Source organism: Pseudomonas sp. LFS044, assembly GCF_047978245.1.
GTDB lineage: Bacteria > Pseudomonadota > Gammaproteobacteria > Pseudomonadales > Pseudomonadaceae > Aquipseudomonas.
The window spans coordinates 1-26226 of record NZ_JBFPFX010000033.1 but is presented as its reverse complement, the minus strand read 5'-3'; the positions used below and the strand labels follow the sequence as shown (position 1 = coordinate 26226).

Below are 26226 nucleotides of genomic sequence, written 5' to 3'. Positions count from 1 at the left end.
TGATAACTCGATAAACGGGCTTTGCCGGATTTCGTCGTCTCATAGGGATAGGAGGCCACTGCGACGCGACCGAGCAGGCCATGCTGGGGCTGTATGCGCTATTTGCTGATTTTGCTTCTGGGCTACTTGCCCATGCTGGCCGCTGCGGTCGATTTCGACGATGCCACCCGGCACCTTCCACTGGGCAAGGTCATGCAGGTCTATGAGGACCGCGATGGCAGCGCCAGCATTGCCCAGGTTTCCGCGCCCGCATTCGCCAGCCGTTTTCGTGCGCACCGTGAGGAGGTGTTGAACGCCGGGTATTCGACCTCGGTGTTCTGGTTGAAGATCGACCTGCGGTACCTGGCCTCGGCAGACGCTACACCCCGCCAGTGGTTACTGGAACTGGCCTACCCGCCGCTGGATCACCTCGAGCTTTACCTGCAGGGTGCCGACGGCGGCTACCGCCTCGCCCAACGCACCGGCGACGCCTTGCCCTACGCCAGCCGCCAGATCCGCCAGAACAACTATCTGTTCGAATTGCCCCTGCAACCCGGCCAGGCCGCCACCGTGTACTTGCGCCTGCACAGCCAGGGCTCCGTGCAGGCGCCGCTGGCACTGTGGTCTGCCGAGGCGTACATGGAAGATCAGCCTACCCGGCTGTACGTGCTGGGGATCATCTACGGCGTATTGTTGGTGATGCTGGTTTATAACCTGTTCATCTTCCTCAGCGTGCGCGATGTCAGTTACCTCTATTACATCCTCTACATCGCCTCGTTCGGCCTGTACCAGGTGTCGGTCAATGGCGCCGGAGTGGCGTACTTCTGGCCGGACAGCCCCTGGTGGGCCAATGCTGCAACACCGCTGTTCATCGGGGCGGCGGGCGTGTTCGGCTGCCAGTTCGCCCGCCATTTCCTGCGCCTGGGCAAGGTCAGCCGTGGCCTGGACCGCCTGCTGCAACTGCTGATGCTGGGTGGTGTGGTGGTGATGCTGCTGGCAGTGAGCATGCCTTACGGCATTGCCTTGCGCATGGCCACGGTGCTGGCGCTGTTGTTCACCGTGAGCATCTTTACTGCCGGGTTGTACGCGTGGTCCCGCGGCTTGCGCGTGGCGCGCTGGTTCATCATCGCCTGGACGGCGTTCTTGCTCGGCGGGCTGGTCAATACCCTGATGGTGCTGGGTTACCTGCCTAATGTGTTCATTACCATGTACGCCAGCCAGCTCGGTTCGGCGCTGGAAGTGGCGCTGTTGTCGCTGGCCCTGGCTGACCGCATCAACAGCATGCGCGAACAGCAGGCGCAGACCCTGCGCGATACCGGGCGGACATTGGAGCAACTGAACCAGCAACTGGCCAGGAGCAACCTCCTCAAGGACGAATTCCTCGCAACGGTCACTCACGAATTGCGCACGCCGATGAATGGTGTGATCGGTTCGCTGGAGCTGATGCAGACGTTGCCCTTGAGCGCCGAGATGGCCCAGTACCACCGCACAGCGGTGGCGTCGTCGCAGAACATGATGGATATGGTCGACGATATCCTCACCCTCACCGAATTGCAGGCCGGCCGCCTGCGCGCGCAGCCTGCGCCGTTCAGCTTGCGTCGCACCCTCCAGGATTTACGCGCGGGCTACGCCGGAACTGCCCTGGGCAAGGGGCTGTACCTGAGCCTGGACATCCCTGCCGAACTGCCAGACGAGTTGCTTGGCGATGCCCAGAAGCTGATGCGTTGCCTGGGTTGCCTGGTCGACAACGGCCTCAAGTTCACCCACCAGGGCGGGGTGGTGGTGCAGGTCCGTGGCCGGCGCGTGGGGCCGGACAACCTGGCGCTGACCTTCACCATCAGTGACAGCGGTATCGGCTTCGATGACCTGGACCAGGCGATCCTCTACCAGCGCTTCTTCCAGGTCGATGGTTCGATGACCCGGCGCTATGGCGGGCTGGGCATCGGCCTGTCGATCTGTCGGCAGATGGCGGATGTGCTGGGTGGCAAGCTGGTGCATGAGTCGACGCGCGGGCTGGGCAGCCGGTTCGAATTGAGCCTCAATGTGGCGGTCTCGCAGGTGCAGGTGCCGCCGGGCAGGGTTGTGTCGGGAATCTCTCGGCTCTAACGGCACAGTGGTGTAGCCCCTGCAAGGGGCTGCATTACGATTTCTCCTGGCCGGAGTATTTGACCGTTCAGGTGACCGTTCAAAAAACTATTGCGCTCACCATCAACCAAGCAAAAGACAGCCAGCCCAGCCAAGCAGATAGCACCATCTTACGTCTCATGTGTTTTGGGAATTCCAAAACGTCCGTCGCGTCTAATAATCCTTTTTTTATGGACTGTTCACAAAGCGCCATAGCCCCACATAATTGAAAGATTACAAGAAGTTTGGAGGTTGTTCCATAGTTTCCCCAGGTTGTTCTAATGGTGCTCAAGCATTGGCTTCTTTGTAGTGACGAGATTATCAAGTGAAAATTTCGAGTGCTGGCTAACTGCAGGTCGAGTGTAAGCCCGACTGCAAATGCGATCATTGCGGGGCTTAGCGATACTATGGTAATGGACGCGCTTAACTTATCACTCATCGTAAACAACCTGGTAAATCGCTTCGCCCATTATTTCACCAGCCTTCATACCACCCAAACTCCCGGCCAGGGCGGCTAATCCCGTCACAACTAACGAACATACAGGAGTGCCTGGGCCGGCTGCCCAGCAGGCCGAAATTGCAATCGCGCCGCCAGCTTTTGCTCCTGCAATTCCTCCTGCGAGGCCGACTGAAAAATTACCTATCTCAGTGAATTGGGTTTTTTTGCAGTTGCCTGGATTTTCCGATTGGCAGGCCTCGTATATTGTAAGTGCCGAGCCAATCCCACCTAGCGCAATTCCGACGTTTCCTCCGGCTTTCAGATATTTTGACAGAGCCACCAGCTTGTTCAGATGCGTCGAATAGCCTGGGATCTGTCCAGGAGCGCCGGCTTTGCTCCAATGATGCACCAAGCTCCTGCTGGATATTCCCAAATCTCGGCGCAAAGCTTCATATCTGCCCAGGTCCAGGTGTTTGTTGAGAAACGTCATTCTCAACTGTGCATCCAGTTGCTTGAACAGTCTCCTGCGCTCGACAAAGAACTCGTTGCTTTGAAGATGGCCATGAAGGGTGAATTGCTGCTGGTGGAGCGTCTCAATCTTGCGCAGCGTAGTAGTCAGCTCATCCAGCGCCTTTTCCATCATCGCCTGGCCCACGCCCATCGCCAGGCTCACATCGCTAAGCAACCCTGCGATTTCAGCTTGATGCTTCATCATGAACTCGGCTTCTTCAGGCGTAAGACTCGCCAATGCTTCCCTCGCCTGTTTCGCCGCACTCATGGCATACAATTCTTCCTGAGTACAAACCGGGCGACTAAGTCCATCACCAATGACGAAGATCTCCCCAGCTTTGAAACCCAAATGATGCGTCGGGTTCAGCCTCTCCAGTATCGACCGTGGCAGCTTGGCCCGCGGTGCACCGAGTTCGATCAGCACTTCCTGATACGTCATGCACTGCGGCACGATGAAGAAACCAGGCTCCATAGCTTGCGGTCCAGCCGATGGTTGCAAGGAGTGGGGCTGGTAGGAATCCCCTACGGACGGATGGGGACGGAATTGTGGGGGCGTTTCATAAACCGCAGCGGGTGCTGATGTGTGGCGAGGGGCGGGACCTCGGCCCAGCGGGGCAACCACGCGATTGCTGCCCAGTGGGCAGGCGCATTTAACCAAGGCGCCATCAACGGCGGTCGGTATGTTGTTCTGCCGCCAGCGGGGCTCGCCTTCAATTATGGTGCCTTCTACCCCGCAGCGCGGACAGAAGGTCGTCTTGTCACCTTGTAGCAGCCAGTAGCTGCCGTGGACCCGGCCACGGGCTTGGCTGGCGATGCAGATGGCGCCGCTGGTGGTTTCGTCGCCATCCAGTCCTTGGCCTCGGCCAAAGATGTTAATGCGCTGGCTCATGTCTCACCTCGGCTGTGAAGATGGAAGCCTGAACGTAGCAGCCTGGAGGCAATTTTTTTCACGATAAGGAAGGTTTGGGAAAGGTCCTACAAGAGATGAAGAGTTGGATGTCATATTTCCTGTTAAGCAGGCTGGCGTTATCGCGGCTTAAACCTTCCCCGACGCAACCCAAGTCACATGTTTAGTCATTATTGTCACTTTGACTCCCTCCCAGTGAGTGCTTCACTGGAACTCTCAGCCCTACCCGGCCCCAGGAGTTCCCGATGAACCTGCACCAGTACGCTGAAACCCACGAAGTCACCAACCAGCCGCCGTCCCTCGACGGCGCCAACCTGTACCGCCTCGACCTGCCGCTGCAAGAGTGGTCGCGGCGTTGCGGGGCCGGTTGGGCCGAGTCGCGGATCGACGCCTACGGTGCCTTGGCCGGCGGGCCGCTGATGGCCGCAGGCTTTCTGGCCAACGCGCACAAACCGGAATTCAGCAGCCATGACCGCTATGGCCGTCGCATCGACCTGGTGGAATTCCACCCCGCCTACCATGAGCTGATGCGCACCGCTGTCGAGCACGGCCTGCCTTCGTTGCCCTGGGCCGAGCCCCGCCCCGGCGCGCACGTGGCCCGGGCGTCGATGACCTACCTGCACAGCCAGGCCGAAGCGGGCACCGGCTGCCCGCTGACCATGACCTTTGCCGCCGTCCCCGCGCTCAGGCTGCAACCCGAGCTTGCCCAATACTGGCTGCCGAAGATCCTCGCCCGCGAGTACGACCCGCGCAATGTCGGCGACCGGCACAAGGCCGGGGTGACCATCGGCATGGCCATGACCGAAAAGCAGGGCGGCACCGACGTGCGCGCCAACACCACCCGCGCGTACCCGGTCGGCAGCCCAGGGCCGGGCCAGCCCTACGAGCTGGTCGGGCACAAGTGGTTCTGCTCGGCGCCGATGTGCGATGCCTTCCTCACCCTGGCCCAGACCGACAAAGGCCTGAGCTGCTTCCTGTTGCCACGCCATCGCCCGGATGACAACCGCAACCAGTTCTACATCCAGCGCCTGAAAAACAAGCTCGGCAACAGCTCCAACGCTTCCAGCGAAGTGGAATTCCGTGGCGCCCTGGCCTGGATGATCGGCGAGGAGGGGCGGGGTGTTCCGACCATCATCGAGATGGTAGCGATGACCCGCTTCGACTGCATGGTCGGGTCCAGCGCCCTGATGCGCCAGGCCTTGACCCAGGCCACCCACCACTGTGCCCACCGCAAGGTCGGTGGCCGGGTGCTGAGCGAGCAGCCGCTGATGCAGAACGTACTGGCCGACCTGGCCCTGGAAAGCGAGGCGGCGCTGGCCTTGAGCCTGCGCATGGGCCAGGCCCTGGAACAGCTCGATGACCCGCAGCAAGCACACTTCGCCCGGTTGGTCACCGCCGTGGGCAAGTACTGGATCTGCAAGCGCGCGCCGGCCATGATCAACGAAGCCGCCGAATGCCTGGGCGGTGCCGGGTATGTAGAAGACAGCATCCTGCCCAGGCTGTACCGCGAAGCGCCGGTCAATTCGACCTGGGAAGGCTCTGGCAACGTTCAATGCCTGGACGTGCTACGGGCGTTGTCCAAGGAGCCGGGCGTGCTCGATGCGCTGTTCACCGAGTTGGGCGATGGCCATGGCGACCCGCGCCTGGCCGCGCACATCGGCAACCTCAAAGGGGCTTTTGCCGATACCAGCGATATCCAGTACCGCGCTCGCCAGTTGACCGAAGATATCGCCCTGGCCCTGCAGGCCAAACTGTTGCTCGAAGCGGGTAACGCGGCGGTCAGCGACGCGTTCATCGGCAGCCGCCTGGCAGGTGGCGGGCGTGCATACGGTGCGCTGCCACGCGGGGCGGACGTCACGGCGTTGGTAGCGCGAGCGACACCTGCCTGGCCGAGCTGAGTTCAGCGTAGGAGCGGGCTTGCCCGCGAATGGCGGCAGCACCGATCGATGGGGGTGTTTTTAGCGGCGAAGGCAGGCAAGATGGCTGACATGCATGTCCAGACAGGAAGCACAGTGTGAGCCACGCCTTTGTAGTCGTTGATACTCCCGAACAGGCCGTCGACCGTCTGGCGGCCCTGCATGAACAGGCCACCGGGGCCCTCAGCCTGGCCCTCAAGCGTTACCTGAAAGACCGCACCGAGCCGGACGCCGACGAGCGCGCCGTGTACCGCTACCCGGCGCTGCGCCTGACCTATTACAGCCACGGCGAAGTCGCCGCCACCACCCGCGCCTATGCCAAGGTCCAGGTGGCCGGCACCTACAGCGTCACCGTTACCCAGCCGGCGGCATTTCGTGGCTACCTGCTCGAGCAGTTGCGCCCGTTGATGCACGACTACACGGTGACCGTCGAAGTCGGTGTCAGCGAACAGAATATTCCCTACCCGTATGTGGTCGACCAGGGTGACGAACTGGCCGGCAGCGGCATCACCGCCGCCGAGCTGGCGCGGGTATTCCCCAGCACCGACCTGTCGGCCGCGACCGATAACATCGCCGATGGCCTGTGCGACTGGGGCAGTGCCGAAACCCTGCCGCTGGCGCTGTTCGATGCCGCCCGCGTGGACTTCTCGCTGCGCCGCCTGGTGCACTACACCGGCAGCGACTGGCGCCATATGCAGCCGTGGATCCTGCTCACCAACTACCATCGCTATGTCGACCAGTTCATCAGCCACGGCCTGGAGCAGCTGCGTGAAGACCCGCGCTTCGTGCGCATGGTGTTGCCGGGCAATGTGGCGATCGAGAAGGGCATGGACCACGGCGAAGCGCAGGCCTTGGTGGCCAGCGTGGTCTGGCACCGCTACCAGATGCCGGCCTACCACCTGATCGCCGCCGACGGCGATGGCGTGACACTGGTCAATATTGGCGTCGGCCCGTCCAACGCCAAGAACATCACCGACCACCTGGCGGTGCTGCGCCCGCACTGCTGGCTGATGATCGGCCACTGTGGCGGCCTGCGTCAGTCGCAGACCATCGGCGACTATGTGCTGGCGCACGCCTACATGCGCCGTGACGGTATCCTCGACCGCGTAGTGCCGCCGAATATCCCCATTCCGGCCTTGGCCGAGGTGCAACTGGCGCTGCAGGAGGCGGCCGCGCAGGTGACCGGCGAACGTGGCGAGGAGCTGAAAAAGCGCCTGCGCACCGGCACCGTGCTGACCTACGACGACCGTAACTGGGAGCTGCGCTGGGCCCAGGAGCGCCCGCTGATCAACTTGTCGCGCGCCGTGGCGGTAGACATGGAAAGCGGCACCATCGCAGCCCAGGGCTATCGCCTGCGTGTGCCATACGGCACTTTGCTGTGCGTGTCCGACAAGCCGCTGCACAGCGAAATCAAGCTGCCGGGTTCGGCCAACGCCTTCTACAACCGTGCGGTCAGCCAGCACCTGAAGATCGGCATCGCCGCCCTCGATTTGCTGCGTACCGAGCTCAATTCGTTGCACTCGCGTAAACTGCGCAGCTTCGATGAGCCGCCGTTCCGCTGAGGATCCATGCCACTGCCACCCCGTTCCAAGCCGCGCCGCCCCCAGGCGCGGCCTGCCGCCGGCCCACGTCGCCAGCCCAAGGCGCCACCAGCGGAGCCACGCCTGATCCTGTTCAACAAGCCGTTCGATGTGCTGACCCAGTTCAGCGACGGCGACGGGCGCGCGACGCTCAAGGACTTTATCGATATCCCGGGTGTCTACCCGGCAGGGCGGCTGGACCGTGACAGTGAGGGCCTGCTGCTGCTGACCAACGATGGCGGTTTGCAAGCCCGAATTGCCGACCCCAGGCACAAGCTGGCGAAAACCTATTGGGTGCAGGTGGAGGGCGAGCCGAGCGATGAGCAGTTGCAGCGGCTGCGTGACGGTGTCGAGCTCAACGACGGCCCGACGCTGCCGGCCGAAGCACGGCGCCTTGATGAGCCGGCGCTATGGCCGCGCAACCCGCCAGTGCGGTTTCGCAAGAGCGTGCCGACCAGCTGGCTGGAGCTGGTGATTCGCGAGGGGCGTAACCGCCAGGTGCGGCGTATGACGGCGGCGGTAGGGCTGCCGACCCTGCGCCTGGTGCGTGTGCGGATTGGCAACTGGTCGCTGGATGGGTTGGAGCAGGGGTGCTGGCGCGAGGTTGCAGCCAAGCTTTAAACCCCTTCGAGAAACCCCACCACCACGCTCTTGATGATGAAGGCCAGCACGCCCAGCCCCAGCACGCAGAACAGGATCAAGGTGCCAAACCGTCCGGCCTTGGACTTTTTCGCCAGGTCCCAGACGATGAAGCCCATGAAACCGATCAACACGGTGACCAGGATGATCATCATCCATTCTTCGAATACGGCGGGATCCATCGGTGTTCTCCGGGCAGGCTGGGCTGGCGATTATACGCCGGGCCGCACGCGCATTTAACGAAGGTGGGTCAAAGGTAGCTCGGTGCTCGCCAGCACCTGGTTCAGCACGAAACTCGAACGCACACTGGTGACGCCTTCGATCCGGGTCAGGCTGCCCAGTAGCAGTTTCTGGTAGTGGTCCATGTCCGGCACCACCACCTTGAGCTGGTAGTCGGCGTCCATACCCGTCACCAGGCTGCATTCGAGCACCTGTGGCAGGTTGCGGATGGCCGCCTCGAACGTCTCGAAACGCTCCGGCGTGTGCCGGTCCATGCCGATCAGCACGTAAGCCGTCAGGCTCAGGCCGAGCTTCTTGCGATCGAGCAGGGCGACCTGGCGCGAGATATAGCCATCGTCTTCCAGTTGCTTGACCCGACGTGAGCACGGCGATGGCGACAAGCCGATGCGTTCGGCCAGCTCCTGGTTGGAGATGCGCGCATCGCGCTGCAGTTCGGCGAGGATGCTCAGGTCGTAGCGGTCCAGCTTGCTCATGGAAAAGGCCTTTTCTGTTCAGATTGCGGTTAATTATCAATCCAGGGTTAAAAATTGCGCAAGTGCTATTTATCTGAGCAATCTTCGCAATCCGCTGCCGGCGCCACACCGGTATCTTTATCAACAGAATCACTGCCCGGACATCAGTCCACGGCGACGCGCCCTAGGCGGGCGGTCGCGGCCAGCCATCCAACAGGATGCGCCAGGCCCCCGGGCTACACACCTTCCAGAAGACGGTGTGAGGTGAGCCGGCGCCACAAGTGCCGAGCACGGACGACAATTCTCGAAGGGAGGCCCAATGGCCTCCCTTTTTTCATGTCCGTGTCCCGTCCTGAATAAGGTTTACACCTCCCATCCCGAATTTCCGGAGAGTCAGATGGAGCAAGGTGTAAAGCGCACACAGCGAGATTACTCACTGTCTTTTAAATTGGCGGTGGTTGATCAGATTGAAAAAGGCGAGATGACCTACGGCCAGGCCCAGGAACGGTATGGCATCCAGGGCCGGTCGACGGTTCTGGTATGGTTGCGTAAGCACGGTCGGCAGGATTGGAGCCAAGGGGCATCGATCCGAGTCGAGAGGAGCTGCGCGATGTCTGACCCCAAACCGCTCACTCCAGAGCAGCGGATCAAAGAGCTTGAGCAGCAGCTTGAGCTGATGAGCCAGAAGGCCCAGTTCTTCGAGACGGTCGTTGATGTTCTGAAAAATGACTATGGTGTTTCGGTCGTAAAAAAGCGATCCGGCAAGTCCTCTCGCAAGGCCAAGTCGCAGGACTGAGCATTGCCAGGGCTTGTCAGTTTCTAGGCATCAGTCGACAGGCATACTACAAACGCAACCGAGCCGCTGATGGCAAAGAACGCCAGGCAGACCGGGTGGTTGAGTTTGTACAGCAAGTCCGAATGCGCCAGCCCCGTCTGGGTACCCGCAAGCTGCACTATCTGCTGAATTGCCAACCTGACAGACGATTCCAGGTCGGCCGAGATAGGCTGTTCCAGGTCTTGGGAGAGCGCCGTTTGCTCGTACTGCCTAAGCGGGCCTACCACAAGACAACACAAAGCTTTCATCGCTTCTACCGCCATCCCAACTTACTCAAGCCTGGGCCAAGCCAGATTGTTCCGACAAGGCCGGAACACGTCTGGGTGGCCGACATTACTTACCTGCCCGCACGTAACGGCCCGCTATACCTGAGCCTGATAACGGATGCGTACTCAAGGAAAATCGTTGGCCACCACGTCCATGAAAGCCTGCATGCGGAATCGGTGGCGCAAGCTTTCAAGTAGGCATTGCGCAAGCGACGTCATCGCCAGCCATTAGTCCACCATTCGGATCGAGGCATCCAATACTGCTCGGCTCTATACCAGTCACTGCATCAACGGCACGGCGTCCAGTGCTCCATGACCGATGGGTATGACTGCTACCAGAACGCGCTGGCCGAGCGAATCAACGGAATCCTCAAGATGGAGCTGCTGTTGAGTAGTCCTGCAGATCTGGAGCAAGCGAGACAGATGGTTGACGAGGCAGTGCAGATCTACAACACAGAACGGCCTCATATGGCCCTGAAAAACAAAACGCCCGATGCTGTGCATCGGGCGTTTTGAGGCCTGTCGGCCTACCTGAACAGATGTAAACCTATTTCAGGACTAGACACCGCGATTTCATCTGCCCGCCGGTTACAGGCGCGGTAGACTGGCAGCGTGCCGTTTTCTAACCGTGAGGGACACCATGAAGTCGCGCATCTGGCAGTTGGCAGGTGTTGGTTTGCTGGGTTTGAGCATCAGCTGGGGCGCCATGGCCCAGGGCCCGGACGAGGGGCATGGCAGCAATGGCCGGCAAGACCCCAATGGCGCAGGCGAAGGGCGTTCGCCGCTCAACTCGCGTGACGAAGTGCGTCAGACCCAGCCTGCGCGGCAGGGCTATTACCAGGATATACCTCGGCAAAATGGCGACAACCGTCACTGGCAGGCGGGCGGCCCCGGCCAACGGCCAGGCGGCGACTGGCAAGGGCGGCCGGATGGTCACGGCAATGGGTGGGGGCCGGGGCCGCAATACCGCCCTGGGCACAGCGTCGACCATTTCCCCGACCGTTACTGGAAAGTGCCGTACCGTGGCGAGGACTATTTCTATTCCGGTGGCTACTGGTACCGCCCGCACGGTGGCAGCTACATCGTGGTAACCCCGCCCTACGGTGTGCGGGTGGGTTATCTGCCGCCCTATGCCCGCGAAGTCTGGCTGGGCGGCGCGTTGTTCTTCCTGGTCGCCGACCTACTACCAATACCTGGCCGACAGCCAGCAATACGTGGTGGTCAGCCCGCCCGCAGTCGCCCCGCAACCGGCCGCCCCAGCACCCGCAGGCAACGCTTATGACGTGGTGGCCTACCCGATGAACGGGCAGGGCGAACAGCAGCAAGACCAGGACCGCTACCAGTGCCATCGCTGGGCGGTGAGCCAGTCCGGGTTCGACCCGGCCACGGCAACTTACGCACCGCCGGGCAATGTGGCAGACACCTATCGTCGAGCGCTGGGGGCTTGTTTCAGTGGTCGCGGCTACAGCATCAACTGAACCTCACACCGGGTCGGCGTGCACCATCACATCCGCCTTCGGATAACGCTGGCGGATCACCTGCGAAGCCTGTACACACAGGGCGTGTGCATCGTGCAGCGGCAACTGGCCGGGCAGCTCAAGGTGCAATTGAACGAACCACTGGTTGCCCGAGACCCGTGTGCGCAGGTCGTGCACGCCCTGCACTCCCGGAATGCCGAGCACCAGCTTGACCATGCCTTCGCCGATGTCGCCGGGCAGCTCCTTGTCCATCAGGATTGCCGTGCTTTCCCGGGCAATCTGCAGCGCGCTCCAGAGGATGTACAGCGCGATACCCAGGCCGAACAGCGCATCCAGCTGTGGCCAGCCGAAGCGTGCCAACAGCAAGGCCAGCAGGATGCTGCCGTTGAGCAGCAGGTCGGAGCGGTAGTGCAGCGAGTCTGCGCGGACGGCTGTCGAGCCAGTCGCACGGATGACCTTGCGTTGCAGCGCCATAAGCCGATGGTCAGCACCAGCGACAACAGCATCACGCCGATACCGACGCCAGTGTCGCCCAGCGGCTGCGGTGATTGCAGGCGCTCCACCGCTTGTACCCCGATTAGCACCGCACTCACACCGATGAACAGCGCTTGCGCCATGCCGGCCAGGGCCTCGGCCTTGCCGTGGCCGTAGCGGTGGTCGTCGTCCGCCGGGCGCAACGCGTAGTGGACGGCGAGCAAGTTGAGGAACGAGGCAACGGCATCCAGTGCCGAATCGGTCAGCCCGGCCAGCAGGCTGACCGACCCACTCAACCACCAGGCCACGGCCTTGCTGAGTACCAGGATGCAGGCGACCGCCAGGGACGCCCGGGTGGCCAGGCGTAACAGGCGCTGGTGTTCAGCCGAGGTGGTCATGCCGTGGGTGGCTTCCTTGCGGGGTTCAGGCTGCCGGCACCATGCCCAATGCCGCCAACTGCTCGACGCTGCCGCGGTGCTGGATCAGGCGCGGGTCGTCCAGCGGCAGGCGCTGGCCCAGTTCGCTTTCGAGAATAGCCTGCAGCTTGAGGTTGTCGACCTTGCCATCGGGCGACACGGCTTCGCGCAGTTTTTCCGGCGCTACTTGCGCCGTTGTACCGCCGGGGTAGTAGATGGCACCGGTGGCGAAGTCGACGCCAAAAGCGATCAGGCCGGGGATCACGTAGAACAGAATGCCGATGGCATCGAGGGCGACGATGACCGGGTCGACCTTGCCTTCGATCTGCCCGCGGCGGTCAGGGTAGAACAGCGTGCCGCAGGCCGTCAGCTGGGTCAGCAGGGTGGCGATGAGGGCGCCACCGATGACGCGGGATGGGATGCGCATTTAAATCTCCGAAGAAGGTGTGCAACAGGGTGGGCGATGCGCCAGCACCTGATGATAAGACCATGATAGAGCAGGCTGGGTTCGCCGTTATACTCGCGTCACTGTTCGAGGACCACCATGATTTCTTTACCAATCGATGCCGTTTTGCCGGCCTTGCGCCAAGCACTGGAAAACCGTGATGAAGCGGTGCTCGAGGCACCCCCCGGCGCCGGCAAGACCACCCGTGTGCCGCTGGCGCTGTTGAACGAAGGCTGGCTGGCCGGGCAGACCATTCTGATGCTCGAGCCTCGCCGGTTGGCGGCGCGCGCGGCGGCGGAACGGCTGGCCAGCGAGCTGGGCGAAAAGGTCGGCGAAACCGTGGGCTACCGCATCCGCCTGGACAGCAAAGTCGGGCCGAAGACCCGTATCGAAGTGGTCACCGAAGGCATCTTGACCCGCCGCTTGCAGGCCGACCCTGCGCTTGAAGGCGTGGGGCTGCTGATTTTCGAGGAGTATCACGTTTTGCTGATCGGTCATTCTTCAGCTTTGGCTTGTCACGCTTTTCAGTCAAAGCCCACAAGGCTTTGATGCTCCTGCTCCTGCTCCTGCTCCTGCTCCTGCTCCTGCTCTTGCTTCACCCCCTGCCTTCACCGTCCCTCCAGTTCCAGCCCTCAGAACGCACCAGCCTCCTCAGTCACCAAGCTACCCGTCCCCCCCACCCCCACCCCCATCACCGCAATCGCAATCACCTCAATTTCCAAGCATGATCAGCACATCCAAATTCATCACCGGGATAGTGCATGAGCGGGTCGAAAGCTAAGCCAAAAACTAGCGCTGAGAAGAAAGCCGAAGCCAAACCAAAGCGTGACGACTTCGTGGGATCAACACCGCAGAAGATTCGCGACAGTGCTGGAAATGTATGTTCATACCCAGGCTGTCACGTACACACTCATGGTGCGAAATTAAACGGAGGAGGCACAGTAAACGTTGGTGTCGCATGCCACATCAAAGCTGCTGCCCCAGGTGGCCCGAGGTACGATGAAAAGCAAACCTCAGAACAGCGCAGGCACTTCGATAACGGCATCTGGATGTGCCAGACACATTCAAGGTTGATCGATGCAGACGACTCTGCCTTTAGCGTCGAAACCTTACTTCAGTGGAAGCGCGATGCGGAAGCTAGATCCAACTCGTTACTGAACCAGAAAAGCTTCACCGAAAAGGAAGTGAAGGTCGCTGCAGAGCAAGGCTCGGTAGATCTGCTCCATCGCTTCGTGAATCGAGCTAACGACCCGCTGGATACACCTGTAGCGGAGATAGTGAAGGGCTACGAATCTAACCTGGAAAACCTCGATTCGCGCTTCACTGTTGAAGTGAACAAAAGCGGAAATCACTACACGCATGTGATTCAGGCGGCTCAAGACAAGGTCAGCATCGACTTGGTTTTGCAGAACCTCGATAAGCTGGATGACTTCTGGGCGGCGCAGAAGGCGTTTGTTGAAGAAGGCAGGGAGCTTAGGATCCCCGGCAAGCATTTTGAGCTCAAGGGTTCCAAACTCTTTGACGCTATTCAGCAGAGAGCCAATGATGGTGGCCAAGGGGTGCTGATTATCGGCGGGGTCAAGAAGCCGATCGTAGCCAATCTCTACATCCGCACGGATAACGGGAGCGAAGTGTTCCTTGAGTCATTCACCTGCTACTACACCTCCGGCACTTTACGAACAGTCTTCGAGGGCTCGGCCTTGGAGGGCTTCATCGCGGTCAAAGCCCATTGCTCGCATGAGGGCCAGGATCATCAGTTTGATCTGTCATTCAACGTTGAGTCTTGGAAGGGGAAAAACATACTCGAGCTGCCTCGTTTTTCTCGACTGTTGAAAGCAGCCCAGCTGATGGACAAGGGAAGGCTGGTGTTTGAGCTGGAGGTTGGCAGCAATGCTGCAGCGTTTGACTCAAAATCGAGCACGGTCTCGGATGAGTTCCACGCCCAGTTGCAGTGGGTGATTCTCTATATAGACGTGGCACGCAAGATCGCTGAGCAGTGTGGTAGGCCTGTGCTGCTGAATGAGCTCGACTTCGACTATGAGCTTTATAAAGAGCTGAAGAAGTACGTGAAGCTTTTAGCTGGCCCCGTCCATACGCAGCAGACCTCTGGTTTTGTTTGCTCAGGGGTACTGAATGAGTACGAACCTGGTGCGATGGAGCGTGCTCAGTCCAGAGGTTGTTCTTCTCAGATCAAGCTGGCGCAAGAAGACTCGTTGGTGTTCGGGCTGTTTGGGACGGTTATACGGGCGCCAAGGAGGGAGTACATTTATACGGGCGTTGAAGCGCTCTACTTCAGCGACGTCGAAGAGCGCGGTGAGCCAAGGGTTGAGATTCACGCGACTCCTGAGACGAGTGTTGTGGTTCAACTGCAGCCTGGCGAAGCGTGGACTGTTTTGGACGACTGGGATGGATCAGAGCTACCGGCAGTAATTGACTGATCTCACCAGAGTCCCTTCAGCCTGGCTGACCCCTTTAGGCGAGCGGAGCACATGCAAGCTCGCGACAGACGATCACCTCCCGCATAAGTCGTGCCGGTTGTAGTGGCCAGTTGCCAAGCGCGACGGCTACTATTGGCCGGAGTTGCTTCACGCCAAGACTTCCAGGGAGGGTCGCCATGTGGGTTGATAACGAGACGGATACTGACTTCCTCAATTTCTCAGGGGTAGCAGACACGGTTGCTGAGATTATCTACTCAGCCAACGGCCGTCCGATTTCCATCGGCGTCTCTGGTGCCTGGGGCGCCGGCAAGTCGTCGATGATCAAGCTGATCCAGGCCTCTTTGAAAAACCCGCCCGAGCCAGGTGAAAAGCCGGCCAAAGACTTCGTGTTCGTTGAGTTCAATGCCTGGCTGTATCAAGGTTACGACGATGCACGCGCAGCGCTGATGGACGTGATCGCATCGCAGCTGGAAGCTGAGGCGAAGGCCCGTAGAAAAGGTTTAGAAAAAGTTGCTGATCTCACCGCGCGTGTGAATTGGCTGCGTGTCGCCAAGCTTGCCGGTAATGGCATCGTATCCCTCGCAACAGGCATTCCAGCGCCTGGCTTGATAAACGATGTAGTAGGACTGTACGACCGAGTCCGTTCTGGTGGGATCGATCAAGACGCAATTGAGGCGGTACACGAGGCCGCCGAAGAGGCGAAAGGTGAGGCGGAAAAGTTGTTCCGTAGCGCACCTCCCAGGAAATCCCCACCGAAAGAGATCCAAGCCCTCAGGGATAACTTTGAAGACATCCTCGACGAGTTGGGCGTCACGCTGGTGGTGCTCATAGATGATCTGGATCGTTGCCTTCCCGAGACCACGATTTCCACACTTGAAGCTATCCGCCTATTCCTGTTCCTGCGCAACACGGCGTTTGTGATCGCCGCCGATAACGAGATGATCAAGCACGCGGTGCGAAAGCACTTCAGCGGCGTACCGGATGATTTCTTGGTCACCAGCTACTTCGACAAGCTGATTCAGGTGCCTATTCGTGTTCCTCCACTGGGTACCCAGGAGGTGAGGGCGTACATGATGATGCTGTTCCTTGAGAACAGTGCGTTGCCAAAAGAGGTGCTCGAGGATATCCGGCTAAAGGTACGCGGCCAGCTTCGTACGACCTGGCAGGGCAATCGTGTAGATCGAGCCTTCATGCAGGGCTTGTACAAAGAATACCCCTCCGAACTGATTGGCAAGTTCGACACTGCCGAGCGCTTGGCAGCAGTCATGACTTCTGCTTCAGGTATTCAAGGCAACCCGCGACTCATTAAGCGCTTCCTCAACGCGCTGGCCATCCGCATGAGCATCTCTCGTGCCCAAGGCGTAGGTGTTGATGAAGCGGTGCTGGTGAAGCTGATGCTGTTTGAGCGCAGCGGTAACCCGAAGGCCTACGAAGAGCTGATGAAGGCAGTGGCTACCGACAAATACGGGAAGCCGGCCATGCTTCGAGACTGGGAAGACCATATAGACAAAGGCAAAAACCTAGCTCTATCCCAGCCTTGGGATCAGCCCTTTGTGAAAGAGTGGTTGGCTCTGCCACCCGCGTTGGCAGACAAAGATCTTCGTGGCGCGATCTACGTGAGCCGTGAGCATGCGCCGATCATTACTGATGAAGATCGACTGTCCTCCGAAGCAGCGGAGTTGTTGACGGCTCTGCTTGAGATGCCTGAGATGGCGCCTCAGCTGAAGGAGCGCCTGGGAGCCCTTGCACCTGTTGAGATCAACGTTGTTATGGATCGCTTGCTGGACAAAGCAGGTGGAGAACAGGAATGGGGTGTGCCAGACATTCTTGAAGCGATGCTGGTTGTTGGAAGGCTTGATGCGCAACAAGGGCTTCGGCTGGCTGCATTTTTGAAGGAGCGTCCACCTGCGCAGATTCAGGCCGGAATCGTGCCTAAATTGAGCGATGAAGCATGGGCGAAATCGGTCTGCGATTTCTGGCTGAGTGCCGACGTCGGCATGCCGGTAAAAACTGCGATAAGGAAGTTGAATGGGAACGTCACAAAATAACGACGGGCCTGGGAAGGGCACGCCATACGTACCACCTTGGACGCCGCCATTGCCTCCGGTGCCGCCTCAGCCGCCTGCTCCTCCCGAGCCGTTAGATCCGACCGATCCGGAGTGTGGCCCACCAGATGAAGGCCCTCCTGATCCAGATCAGGAGGCAACCGACGATGGAGAAGAGGGTAGTGATGAACCACGGCAGGTGCCGCAAGCGCCGCAGCCAATAGCGCCACCCGGGCGATTTGGTGGTGCACGGCGTGGTCTAGGTGACTATGCGAGCAACGGTGATCGGCGCAGCCTGCGCAAAAGCCTTCGCGACTATGTGCGTCAGGGCTACGGTGGGTCTAAAACAACCACTGCGCGATTCGGTGGCACTGCCTCGGTCGCCGGCGCTCTGGGTGCTGCACTTGAATCCGTTGCTGATGCTGCCAACCAGGCCGCACCAGGTGTGCTCGATCCCGCTATGTGGCAAGGGCGTTCACCTTCGGAGGTGATGGATGCGCTAGTTGAGGCGGTGCGTCCGGTAGACGGTACTCAAGATGCAGAAGCTGAGCGAGCATCCATTCGCGGCTCCCTTTCTGACGTTCTCGTACGTTATCCGGATGCTGACCTGCTCAACCTTTCGACGGAGCAGCGGGCATTTGTGATCGAGCGTTACACAGCGATGGATGTGTTCCATCGATATGAGCTCGACCTCGGTAAAACCATTCAAGAGAAGGCTAAGTCGGCAACCGTAGCTGTACGCCGCTTGAAGGAAATCAAGGACTACATCAAAGAGTGTGTCTCTGCGTCGTTCCGTAAGATTGCGGCAACTGGGGCGCGGCTGACAACGGGCCGGATTTCGCAGGTGGTCAGCCAGGCATTGCAGGACACCTTTGAAGTGTTTGAGGGGTACGTAGAATGAAGTTCGTATGTGGCCCAGCCGACTTCAGGGTGCCGGGTGTCAACGATGCCATGCAGGTAGTGATCTACGGTAAGGCAGAGAAAGGGCAGGTGAGTGTCGGAGGGTATGCTCGCGAGCTTCTTGAGAAAGCCCACCTGGAGATCGATCCCCGAGCTTGGGATTTCCTGAGCATTGCGCTTGCGGTAGTCGCAGCAGACTTCACTGCTCTCCGTGCAAAAAGCGCTGATGCTTGGACGCGTGTGATTGATCTAGAGATTGCCGTTCAAGATCCGGTGTTCTGGAATACTCAAGCTCGAGCGCTTGAAGGAGCTTTGCGCTTTCTCACCACGGATCGTTGGACGCTCACATTCCATGCGGGTGGATTCGGGCCACCTGCGCAGCTGCAGGCTCTGCATCCTAGCGAAGACTCTGTCGTGCTTCTGTCGGGTGGCTTGGACAGCTTGATCGGTGCTATCGATTTGGTTGAGCAAGGTGTGAAGCCATATGCGGTGAGCCAGATCGTAAGGGGTGATGGAGAAAAGCAGGATCGCTTCGCCAAGAGTTTGGGCTTGGAGCGACTTGGCCTTAACCATGTCACGAAATCACCCGGGCAGCAGGAGCCTTCGCAGCGTGCTCGTTCGATAATCTTCTTGGCGTTTGGTTTGGCGGTGGGGACATCGCTTGACCGTTATCACCGGGGCCAGACTGTGCCGCTCTACATCTGTGAGAACGGCTTCATTGCAATCAACCCTCCATTGACGATGTCCAGGCTCGGTAGCCTGAGCACGCGTACAGCCCATCCTGAATACCTTGGACGGCTTCAACAAATCCTCGATGCTGCTGGCATCAATGTGCAGATTCGAAATCCCTATGCCCTGATGACCAAGGGTGAAATGCTCGCTGCATGCCGAAACCAAGGGCTGCTCAAAGAGCATGCTGTGGCTTCAACAAGTTGCGGACGATTCCAGCGTTTCGGATACAAGCACTGCGGTCGGTGTGTGCCTTGCCAGGTGCGGCGCGCCTCCTTCAAACAATGGTCTGCGATACGAGATGACACCCAGTACGTCTACGACAACCTGAGCCTGGATGATCTGCAGCATGGGAAGTTTGAGGACGTACGGTCTGTCGGCATGGCGTTGGCCAATGTTGCCCACGAGGGATTTGAGCACTGGCTTGGGCACAGTCTGTTCTCTCCCTTTATCCAGGATCGAGCTGGTTACAGCGCAATGCTTGCCAGAGGTTTAGACGAGCTTGGCCGTCTGCACAAAGCCTACAAGCTCAGCTAAATGTCTCATCGCTAAGCCCAGCAAAAAGCAATGCTAGTCGACGCCTCGCGGATGGGGTGTCGACTTGCCCGAGAGGGGGCGCCACTAGAAATGCGCATGCTGCATCGGCGCAAAATCCTGCCAGATTGCGTCGCTCAGTGCCGGGAAACAGGGCGGTTTGATAAAGAAAAAAGTTATTTGTAACAAGATAAATCAAGATTGAAACGCTGGAACCCTTGTCCCATGCGGGCTGTGCATGCGTACAGTACAAGGATGGGATCCAAGACACAGTTTGCGCACAAGTTATCCACACCCCATCAACTTGCGCGTCTCGAAATAGCCCCTTATCTTGTAGCTAGGTCGTAAAGAGCCCACTATATCTTGGGTTTTGGCGGCTGAAGCGGAATCGAAAAAGCTAGCAGGCACATGCGCAACGTTTGCAGACACAACGCATGAACCTGCCACCCGATACCGCTCATGAAAGCGGTGGGATGCGCATTTAGAGATAACCAGGGGAGGGTGTCAACGCTCTACCAGAGGTTTCTGCTCAACGTGCTCCCGCCTGAATCTCGATTCAAGACTGTGGAGTACTCCCTGCTATGTCTAAAAACACGAAAGAAACGTCCCCGAAGGTTGCCACCCTGGCATCTGAAACCCTGCGTGACTCGAACGCCTCTGCTATCCAGAAGCAGCTGGCAGCTTCTGCCATGTCCCAATCGTCATCTGGTAAGCAGACCAGTGCTGAGATGGAAGCGGTTGCTGGTCGCGTGCTGGAAAGCGACAAGTACAACGCGACTACCAAAACGTTGGCAGCTTCGGTGCTCGCTCAGTCCAACAAAGAGCGGGGTAACTGACCATGGCTCGTTATTACGTGAACAGAAACGCGCAAGCCAACGGTGATCATGAAGTGCACACCGGTAGCTGCACCTTCCTCCCTTCGATCTACAACCGCCAAGATTTGGGCGAGCACACCTCGTGCTTGACTGCTGTTCGTCAGGCCCGGGTGACGTACCCGCAGTCCAATGGCTGCCGGTTCTGCTCCTCGCTCTGCCATACCAGCTAACCATTGGAGAGGGCCGACGCTCCTTGTTTTGGAGTGTCGACCTCTGGAGTTTATGCAGCGGTTTGCTGCGCGTAGAAATCTCGAAGCCGAGGAGGCAGGACATGGCAGTAACGGTGAAGCATTCGGATCTGCAGCAGCAGAAGTACAAATACACCTGGAAGCGCGATGAAGGGGATGGGACGTACGCCGGCCCACTTGACCGAGCTAAGGTCGACAAGGACGAGGGCTATGAGGTCGCTGACTTCATCGAGAAGTTGATGAATGACCATGGCAAGTCCGGAGGGGCAAATATCCGTGCCGCAGAGGAAGCCCTCAAGGCACCTCAACTCAGCACCATGACTTCTCGAGCGGATCTCTATAAGGCGGTCAAGGCTGACCTGCGCTGGTAGGTCTGCTAGCCAGTACCTTTCACGATAGTCATGAGATCTATGGGGAAGCGCATGTTGGATGCACCGTTTTTCGATCCGCGTATGCCTTGGTGGTTTGACCAGGTCGCGAAGGATTACAGCCAGAAGCTGGCCACGCTTGGAAAATGGCTTTTTGTAGGAAGTGGCGCGCTGTTTTTTGTTCCGCTAACTCAGTGGTTAGCTCTGGGGTTGGCCGGGGTGCTGCTTGTGACTGCGGTCATCCTGGGGCGTGCTTACAATAAGCATGTTGATGAGTTCATCGAGCACACTTCGCTCGCAAACCTCATCAAAATTTTCGCTCCCACGTGGCGATTCGTGCTCATGACGAGCATTCTTCTCGGGGTTGGCTGTGGGCTGACTGAGTGGAGCTTCTTCGCCGAGTACAAGCAGATCATTATTGGTCTGTTCGTTTCGGGCGGGATTTTGGATCTGGCTAAAGGTCTCTTCAGCAACTGAAGAATGGCGGGTAGCGGCCCGGTTTGGCCAGCTATCCGCTACACAGATCCGTGACCTGACGAACCTTTGTATACTGCGCGTCTGTCGCAGGAGTACACATGAGTTCGTTGCCAATCAATGCCGCGCTGCCGGCCCTTCTTGAAGCCCTCCAAGAGCGAAATGAAGTGGTGCTTCAAGCACCGCCCGGCGCCGGTAAGACGACTCGCGTCCCACTCGCCCTGCTCGATGAGCCCTGGCTGCAGGGCCAAACGATCATCATGCTCGAACCACGTCGTCTTGCTGCGCGCGCAGCTGCAGAGCGTATGGCCAGCGAGCTCGGTGAGAGGGTTGGCGAGACCGTGGGCTATCGGATCCGCCTCGACACCAAGGTCGGGCCGAAGACGCGGATCGAGGTGGTGACTGAGGGAATTCTCACACGTCGCCTGCAGAGCGATCCCTCGCTCGAGGGTGTCGGCTTGGTGATCTTCGACGAATTTCACCTGAGAAACCTGGATGCCGATCTCGCCCTGGCACTGACGCTGAATGGTCGCGAGCTTTTCCGGGACGACGCTCCCCTCAAAGTGCTGTTGATGTCGGCGACGCTCGAAGGGGAAAGGTTGTCCCGCCTGCTGGATGACGCACCGATCGTGACGAGCGAAGGACGCATGTTCCCGGTCACTACTATCTGGAGCAAGCCACAGCAGCTTGGCGAATACATCGAGCCACGGGTCATCAGCGCGTGCTTGGATGCGCTCGCTGAACAGACCGGCAGCGTCTTGGTATTTCTGCCGGGCCAAGCGGAGATTCGTCGAGTGGTGACGGGTTTGGAAGATGCTCTGAGTAACTCTCCATCACTTCAGCGTGACGTTCTGATTTGCCCTCTACACGGCGAGCTCGACCTGAATCAACAACGCGCTGCGATCGATCCTCCACCGGCGGGAAAGCGGAAGGTTGTACTGGCTACTAACATCGCTGAGACCAGTGTGACGATCGACGGAGTGCGAGTTGTGATCGACGCAGGGTTGGAGCGTGTTCCGCGCTTTGATCCTCGAAGCGGGATGACTCGTTTGGACACTCAGCGAATATCCAAAGCCAGTGCTACCCAACGCGCCGGGCGTGCGGGACGACTCGAACCAGGCATCTGCTATCGGTTATGGTCTGAGGCGCAGCACGATCAAGTAGCCGCCTTCAGCACCCCAGAAATTCAGCAAGCGGATCTCACCGGCCTTGCGCTGCAGCTCGCTCGATGGGGTGTCCATCCAGGCGACCTAAAGTGGCTTGATGCTCCGCCCGCAGCTGCTTACTCCCAAGCCAACGACTTACTGCGTCGCCTCGGTGCACTCCAATCAGATGGGCAGTTGACCAAGCATGGCCAAGCCATGGCGGAGCTGCCAAGTCATCCACGAATTGCGCATCTGCTTCTGCGTGGCCATGAGCTAGGTCTGACAGAGACTGCGAGCAACATTGCTGCATTGCTCGGAGAGCGCGATATTCAGCGCGGTGTTGGTGCTGACCTTCACAGCCGTTTGGGCATCTTGTCTGGTGAACAGAGAGCACAACGCGGCGAGCAAGGTGGTGCTCAACGCGCGAAGCAACTCGCGAGGCAATACCGGTCATACTTGCGCGGCTCAGCATGGCAACCAGTCGCTGATCCCGACCACCCGAGGTGGGTAGGCTGCTTGCTTGCCTTGGCGTACCCGGATCGTGTTGCACAACAGCGTCGTGCTGGTGGGGCTGAGTATCGCTTGGCTAATGGTCGTGCAGCGATGTTCACCGAGACTGATGCTTTGATGAAGCATCCCTGGCTGGTGATCGCCGATTTGGGTAGCCGTCAGGGTCAGCGTGAGGAGCGGATCTACCTGGCCGCCGATCTGGATGAAGCGCTGTTCGACACTGTTCTGAAAGAGCAGGTTATCCAGGTGGACGAGCTCGACTGGGATGAGCGTGAAGGTGCTTTGCGCGCTGAGCGGCAAGTGAAAGTAGGGGAGCTGATTTTGTCCCGCGCGCCGTTGTCCGACCTGAGCGATGAGGCCCGTGTACAGGCGTTGCTCAACTTCGTTCGTCGCAAAGGATTGGAGCTTTTGCCTTGGACGCCCGAGCTTCGACAGTGGCAGGCGAGGGTGGAACTGCTGCGCGTGCTTGATGAGGAAGCTGGGAACTTGAGTGAGTGGCCTGACCTGCGTGATGAGGCTTTGCGCCAGTCTCTGGAAGAGTGGTTGGGCCCGTACGTTGGCAAGGTGACTCGTCTGAGTCATTTTGGTCAGCTAGACCTGTCCTCCATCTTGCGAAACCTACTGCCTTGGCCGCTTCCTCAGCAGCTAGAGGCCCAGACGCCCCAAACGGTACCGGTACCGTCCGGGTCGAACATCCGAATTGATTACTGCGAACGCCCGCCAGTCCTTGCTGTGAGATTGCAGGAGATGTTTGGGCAGGCCGAAACACCACGCATAGCGAATGGTCGGCAGGTGCTCAAGCTGCATCTTCTGTCACCGGCACGCCGTCCGGTGCAGGTTACCCAAGACTTGGGCAACTTCTGGCGCACCACCTATGCCGAGGTGAAAAAAGACTTGAAAGGGCGGTACCCGAAGCACTACTGGCCCGAAGACCCGCTGGTGGCCGAGGCGACCGCGCGTGCCAAACCGCGTGGTACCTGAACCGACGCAGCTCAGGCGCTTTCGCAAGAACCGCGGCGGCAGGTTGCGGGGTGCTCAAGCGGTGGCTTCTGTCTCCAGCAACATGAACAGGCGATACAGCACCACGGTACTGAACAGCTGCAGGAAACCGCTCAGGCTGTTGATCGCCAGCACCACACCAGGCGCCGGTTCCGGGAAGGCCATCAGCAGCAGCCCCTCGATCAGCCAGATCGGTGCCAGTACGCTGACCACGCAGATCAAGATGCGCATGAAATGCCCGGTGGTCATGCGCGCGCTTTCGCGCATCGCCTGCACCACCGGAAGGCCGCGCAGCACCAGCAGGTACTCGGCGAACACCAGGTTGATCATGATCCACACGCCCGGCACGATTAATAACGCCAGGCCGGCCATGATCAGCAGCGAACTGATCAGCAGCAGCAGCGCCAGCTGCGGCCACAACTGCACGGCGCGGGCGAACAGGTCGCGCCTGGAAATATCCTGGCCATTGCTGCGGGTGTCGAGGTAGAGGATCAGCGCCGCGCTGTACAGCGGGTAGAACAGCAGGCTTACCAGCATGCCGTAGGCAGGCGAGGCCTGGTCGGCCATCTGCCGGTTCAGCAGTTGGGTCAATAGGGCCTCGAGCACTACCAGCGGCAAGCACAGGGCAATGATGCTGGTCAGGTGGTGGCGGAAGAAGTGCAGGGAGTCGCGCAGAACGCTCAGCGGATTCATCAGTCAACATCGCATGGCAGTAAAAGCAGGGGCCTAACTTTAGCCCAGAGCAGTCACTTGCTGAAAAAAGTTTCACCGGCCGGGTGATTGAATCCTTTGCCCGCGCGCCCCATCTTTGACACGTCCGACGTCCCGCTTCCCCATGAGGTAGCCCATGAATTCCGAAGAACAAACCCTGATCGACGGCCTGTTCGGCCGCATCAAGCAAGCCGAAGACCCGAGCCAGCCGCGTGACGCGCAGGCGCAGGCGCGTATCGAGGAGCACCTGCGTCAGCAGCCTGCGGCGCCTTACTACATGGCCCAGGCGATCCTGGTGCAGGAGGCCGCGCTCAAGCGCCTGGACGAGCAGAACAAACAACTGCAAGCCGAGCTCAAGCAGGCCCGCGCCCAGGCCGAAGCACCCCGCGCCAGCGGCAACAACAGCGGCGGCGGCTTCCTGTCCAGCATCTTTGGCTCGGGTGCGCGCAACCCGGAGCCTGCCCCACAACCCCAGCAGCTACAGCGGCCGCCCGCTCCAGCTGCCTCTGGCGGCGGTTGGCGTGAGCCGAGCGCGCCGGGCTTTTCCCAGCCGCAGGCCGCGCAACCCGGCTTTGCCGCCGCGCCTGCCCGTGGCGGTGCCAGCAGTTTCCTGGGCGGTGCGATGCAGACTGCGGCCGGCGTGGCCGGTGGCGTACTGTTGGCGCAAGGTGTCAGCAGCCTGTTCAACCACCATTCGCAGCCGGAGGAGGTGGTTGAAGTGATCAAGGAAGAGCCTGCGCCGGCCAGCGATAGCGGCGGTTGGCAGGACCAGGGTGCGCAGCCGCAGGTGGCCGACAACGGTGGCTGGGGCAATGACCAGGGTGGCTTTGCCGACACCGACTATGGCAACGATGATGGCGGGTTCTTCTCGGACGACGACACCTTCGTCTGATCGGTCTGGCATACTGCAGGCCTTTTTGGGGGGCGCTTCGCGCCCCTTTCAGCCGAGGGTATGTAGTGAAGAAAATCGCACTGTTCGCCGATGTGCAAAACCTCTACTACACCGTGCGCCAAGCCCACGGCTGCCACTTCAACTACACCGCGCTGTGGAACGAGGTCAGCCGCGAGGGCGAGATCGTCGAAGCCGTGGCCTATGCCATCGACCGTGGTGACAGCAAGCAGCAGCAGTTTCAGCAGATCCTGCGCAACCTGGGTTTCGACGTGCGCCTCAAACCGTTCATTCAGCGCAGCGACGGCTCGGCGAAAGGTGACTGGGATGTGGGCATCACCCTTGATGTGATCGATGCAGCCAGCCGCGTCGACCAGGTGGTGCTGGCGTCGGGTGATGGTGATTTCGATCTGTTGCTGGAGCGGGTAATCCAGCGCCATGGCGCCGAGGCGGTGGTGTATGGCGTGCCAGGGTTGACCGCGATGTCGCTGATCCGTGCGGCGAGTCGGTATGTGCCGATCGAGGGGCGTTTGTTGTTGAAGCATTGATGGCGCCGGTGGTTGATGGCGCCGGTGGGGCTGGCGGGTGCCTGGCTTGGTTTTTTCATTGGCCTTGAGATCGAGCGCCGCCCGCGCGGCGCTTCGCGGGGCAAGCCCGCTCCCACATTTGTTGCAACGCGCCGTTCCAGTCAGGCCATGGTTGTCCGCCTTGGCGCATGACT

Annotated in this window: 19 protein-coding genes and 4 pseudogenes; 17 read left to right on the top strand and 6 right to left on the bottom strand. The window is 59.7% G+C overall.

Features of this window, described 5'->3' with window-relative positions; genetic code table 11:
- The first annotated feature begins 93 nt into the window (after positions 1-93).
- On the top strand, positions 94-2085 hold the full coding sequence (locus tag ACNQPL_RS22920; protein WP_416467988.1) for a 7TM diverse intracellular signaling domain-containing protein: 1992 nt from the start codon (positions 94-96) through the stop codon (positions 2083-2085).
- Positions 2086-2534: 449 nt separating this feature from the next.
- Here the strand turns inward: ACNQPL_RS22920 and ACNQPL_RS22915 are convergent, their stop codons facing one another.
- Positions 2535-3941: a PAAR domain-containing protein gene (locus ACNQPL_RS22915; RefSeq protein ID WP_346614594.1), complete on the bottom strand. Its 1407-nt coding sequence runs from the start codon at positions 3939-3941 to the stop codon at positions 2535-2537.
- 263 nt (positions 3942-4204) lie between these two features.
- Between ACNQPL_RS22915 and ACNQPL_RS22910 the strand changes: the two genes are divergently transcribed.
- The 3 genes from ACNQPL_RS22910 (at position 4205) to ACNQPL_RS22900 (ending at position 8076) form a co-directional block, all read left to right on the top strand.
- The gene (locus ACNQPL_RS22910) at positions 4205-5857 is read left to right on the top strand and encodes an acyl-CoA dehydrogenase family protein (RefSeq protein WP_416467987.1); all 1653 of its coding nucleotides are present in this window, start codon (positions 4205-4207) and stop codon (positions 5855-5857) included.
- 116 nt (positions 5858-5973) lie between these two features.
- On the top strand, positions 5974-7437 hold the full coding sequence (amn, locus tag ACNQPL_RS22905; protein WP_346614592.1) for an AMP nucleosidase: 1464 nt from the start codon (positions 5974-5976) through the stop codon (positions 7435-7437).
- A gap of 6 nt (positions 7438-7443) precedes the next feature.
- A complete protein-coding gene (locus ACNQPL_RS22900) occupies positions 7444-8076 on the top strand; it encodes a pseudouridine synthase (RefSeq protein WP_416467986.1) in 633 nt (210 codons plus the stop codon).
- Here ACNQPL_RS22900 and ACNQPL_RS22895 read toward each other — a convergent pair.
- Positions 8073-8276: a DUF2788 domain-containing protein gene (locus tag ACNQPL_RS22895; RefSeq protein WP_346614590.1), complete on the bottom strand. Its 204-nt coding sequence runs from the start codon at positions 8274-8276 to the stop codon at positions 8073-8075. The genes ACNQPL_RS22900 and ACNQPL_RS22895 overlap by 4 nt on opposite strands.
- A 54-nt stretch (positions 8277-8330) precedes the next feature.
- Positions 8331-8807, bottom strand: a complete 477-nt coding sequence (locus ACNQPL_RS22890; protein WP_003249795.1) for an Lrp/AsnC family transcriptional regulator — start codon at positions 8805-8807, stop codon at positions 8331-8333.
- Positions 8808-9183: 376 nt separating this feature from the next.
- Between ACNQPL_RS22890 and ACNQPL_RS22885 the strand changes: the two are divergent.
- Both ACNQPL_RS22885 and ACNQPL_RS22880 read left to right on the top strand, forming a co-directional pair.
- Positions 9184-10403 (top strand): annotated as a pseudogene (locus ACNQPL_RS22885) (IS3 family transposase).
- A 124-nt stretch (positions 10404-10527) separates the two neighbouring features.
- Positions 10528-11365, top strand: a pseudogene (locus ACNQPL_RS22880) (DUF6515 family protein).
- Between the two features lie 3 nt (positions 11366-11368).
- Here the strand turns inward: ACNQPL_RS22880 and ACNQPL_RS22875 are convergent.
- Together ACNQPL_RS22875 and ACNQPL_RS22870 are read right to left on the bottom strand one after the other, a co-directional pair.
- Positions 11369-12237: pseudogene (locus ACNQPL_RS22875) on the bottom strand (cation diffusion facilitator family transporter).
- 25 nt (positions 12238-12262) lie between these two features.
- Positions 12263-12682: a polyribonucleotide nucleotidyltransferase gene (locus tag ACNQPL_RS22870; protein ID WP_416467985.1), complete on the bottom strand. Its 420-nt coding sequence runs from the start codon at positions 12680-12682 to the stop codon at positions 12263-12265.
- A 117-nt stretch (positions 12683-12799) separates the two neighbouring features.
- On the opposite strand from ACNQPL_RS22870, the pseudogene ACNQPL_RS22865 reads away from it, so the two are divergent.
- The 9 genes and pseudogenes from ACNQPL_RS22865 to hrpB form a co-directional block, all read left to right on the top strand.
- Positions 12800-13213 (top strand): annotated as a pseudogene (locus ACNQPL_RS22865) (DEAD/DEAH box helicase); the annotation flags it as partial.
- Between the two features lie 248 nt (positions 13214-13461).
- A complete protein-coding gene (locus tag ACNQPL_RS22860) occupies positions 13462-15138 on the top strand; it encodes a hypothetical protein (RefSeq protein ID WP_416467984.1) in 1677 nt (558 codons plus the stop codon).
- A gap of 176 nt (positions 15139-15314) precedes the next feature.
- Positions 15315-17186 carry a KAP family P-loop NTPase fold protein gene (locus ACNQPL_RS22855; RefSeq protein ID WP_416467983.1) on the top strand — a complete coding sequence of 624 codons (1872 nt, stop codon included), beginning with the start codon at positions 15315-15317 and terminating at the stop codon, positions 17184-17186.
- Positions 17167-18084 (top strand): Qat anti-phage system associated protein QatB, encoded by a 918-nt coding sequence (qatB, locus tag ACNQPL_RS22850; RefSeq protein ID WP_416467982.1) that lies wholly within the window; start codon positions 17167-17169, stop codon positions 18082-18084. The genes ACNQPL_RS22855 and qatB overlap by 20 nt, the downstream gene beginning before the upstream one ends.
- A complete protein-coding gene (gene qatC / locus ACNQPL_RS22845) occupies positions 18081-19349 on the top strand; it encodes a Qat anti-phage system QueC-like protein QatC (protein ID WP_416467981.1) in 1269 nt (422 codons plus the stop codon). Before qatB ends, qatC begins: the two co-directional genes overlap by 4 nt.
- Positions 19350-19927: 578 nt before the next feature.
- On the top strand, positions 19928-20182 hold the full coding sequence (locus tag ACNQPL_RS22840) for a hypothetical protein (protein ID WP_416467980.1): 255 nt from the start codon (positions 19928-19930) through the stop codon (positions 20180-20182).
- A gap of 310 nt (positions 20183-20492) precedes the next feature.
- Complete coding sequence (locus ACNQPL_RS22835) at positions 20493-20780, top strand: hypothetical protein (protein WP_416467979.1); 288 nt, start codon at positions 20493-20495, stop codon at positions 20778-20780.
- A gap of 51 nt (positions 20781-20831) precedes the next feature.
- Positions 20832-21254: a hypothetical protein gene (locus ACNQPL_RS22830; protein ID WP_416467978.1), complete on the top strand. Its 423-nt coding sequence runs from the start codon at positions 20832-20834 to the stop codon at positions 21252-21254.
- A gap of 98 nt (positions 21255-21352) precedes the next feature.
- Positions 21353-23887, top strand: coding sequence for an ATP-dependent helicase HrpB (hrpB, locus tag ACNQPL_RS22825; RefSeq protein WP_416467977.1), 2535 nt, complete (start codon positions 21353-21355; stop codon positions 23885-23887).
- Between the two features lie 54 nt (positions 23888-23941).
- Here hrpB and ACNQPL_RS22820 read toward each other — a convergent pair whose 3' ends face one another.
- Positions 23942-24598: a YciC family protein gene (locus ACNQPL_RS22820; RefSeq protein WP_346614585.1), complete on the bottom strand. Its 657-nt coding sequence runs from the start codon at positions 24596-24598 to the stop codon at positions 23942-23944.
- Between the two features lie 154 nt (positions 24599-24752).
- On the opposite strand from ACNQPL_RS22820, the gene ACNQPL_RS22815 reads away from it, so the two are divergent.
- Both ACNQPL_RS22815 and ACNQPL_RS22810 read left to right on the top strand, forming a co-directional pair.
- Positions 24753-25508, top strand: coding sequence for a DUF2076 domain-containing protein (locus ACNQPL_RS22815; RefSeq protein WP_346614584.1), 756 nt, complete (start codon positions 24753-24755; stop codon positions 25506-25508).
- Between the two features lie 65 nt (positions 25509-25573).
- Complete coding sequence (locus tag ACNQPL_RS22810) at positions 25574-26053, top strand: NYN domain-containing protein (protein WP_346614583.1); 480 nt, start codon at positions 25574-25576, stop codon at positions 26051-26053.
- Positions 26054-26226: the final 173 nt, after the last annotated feature.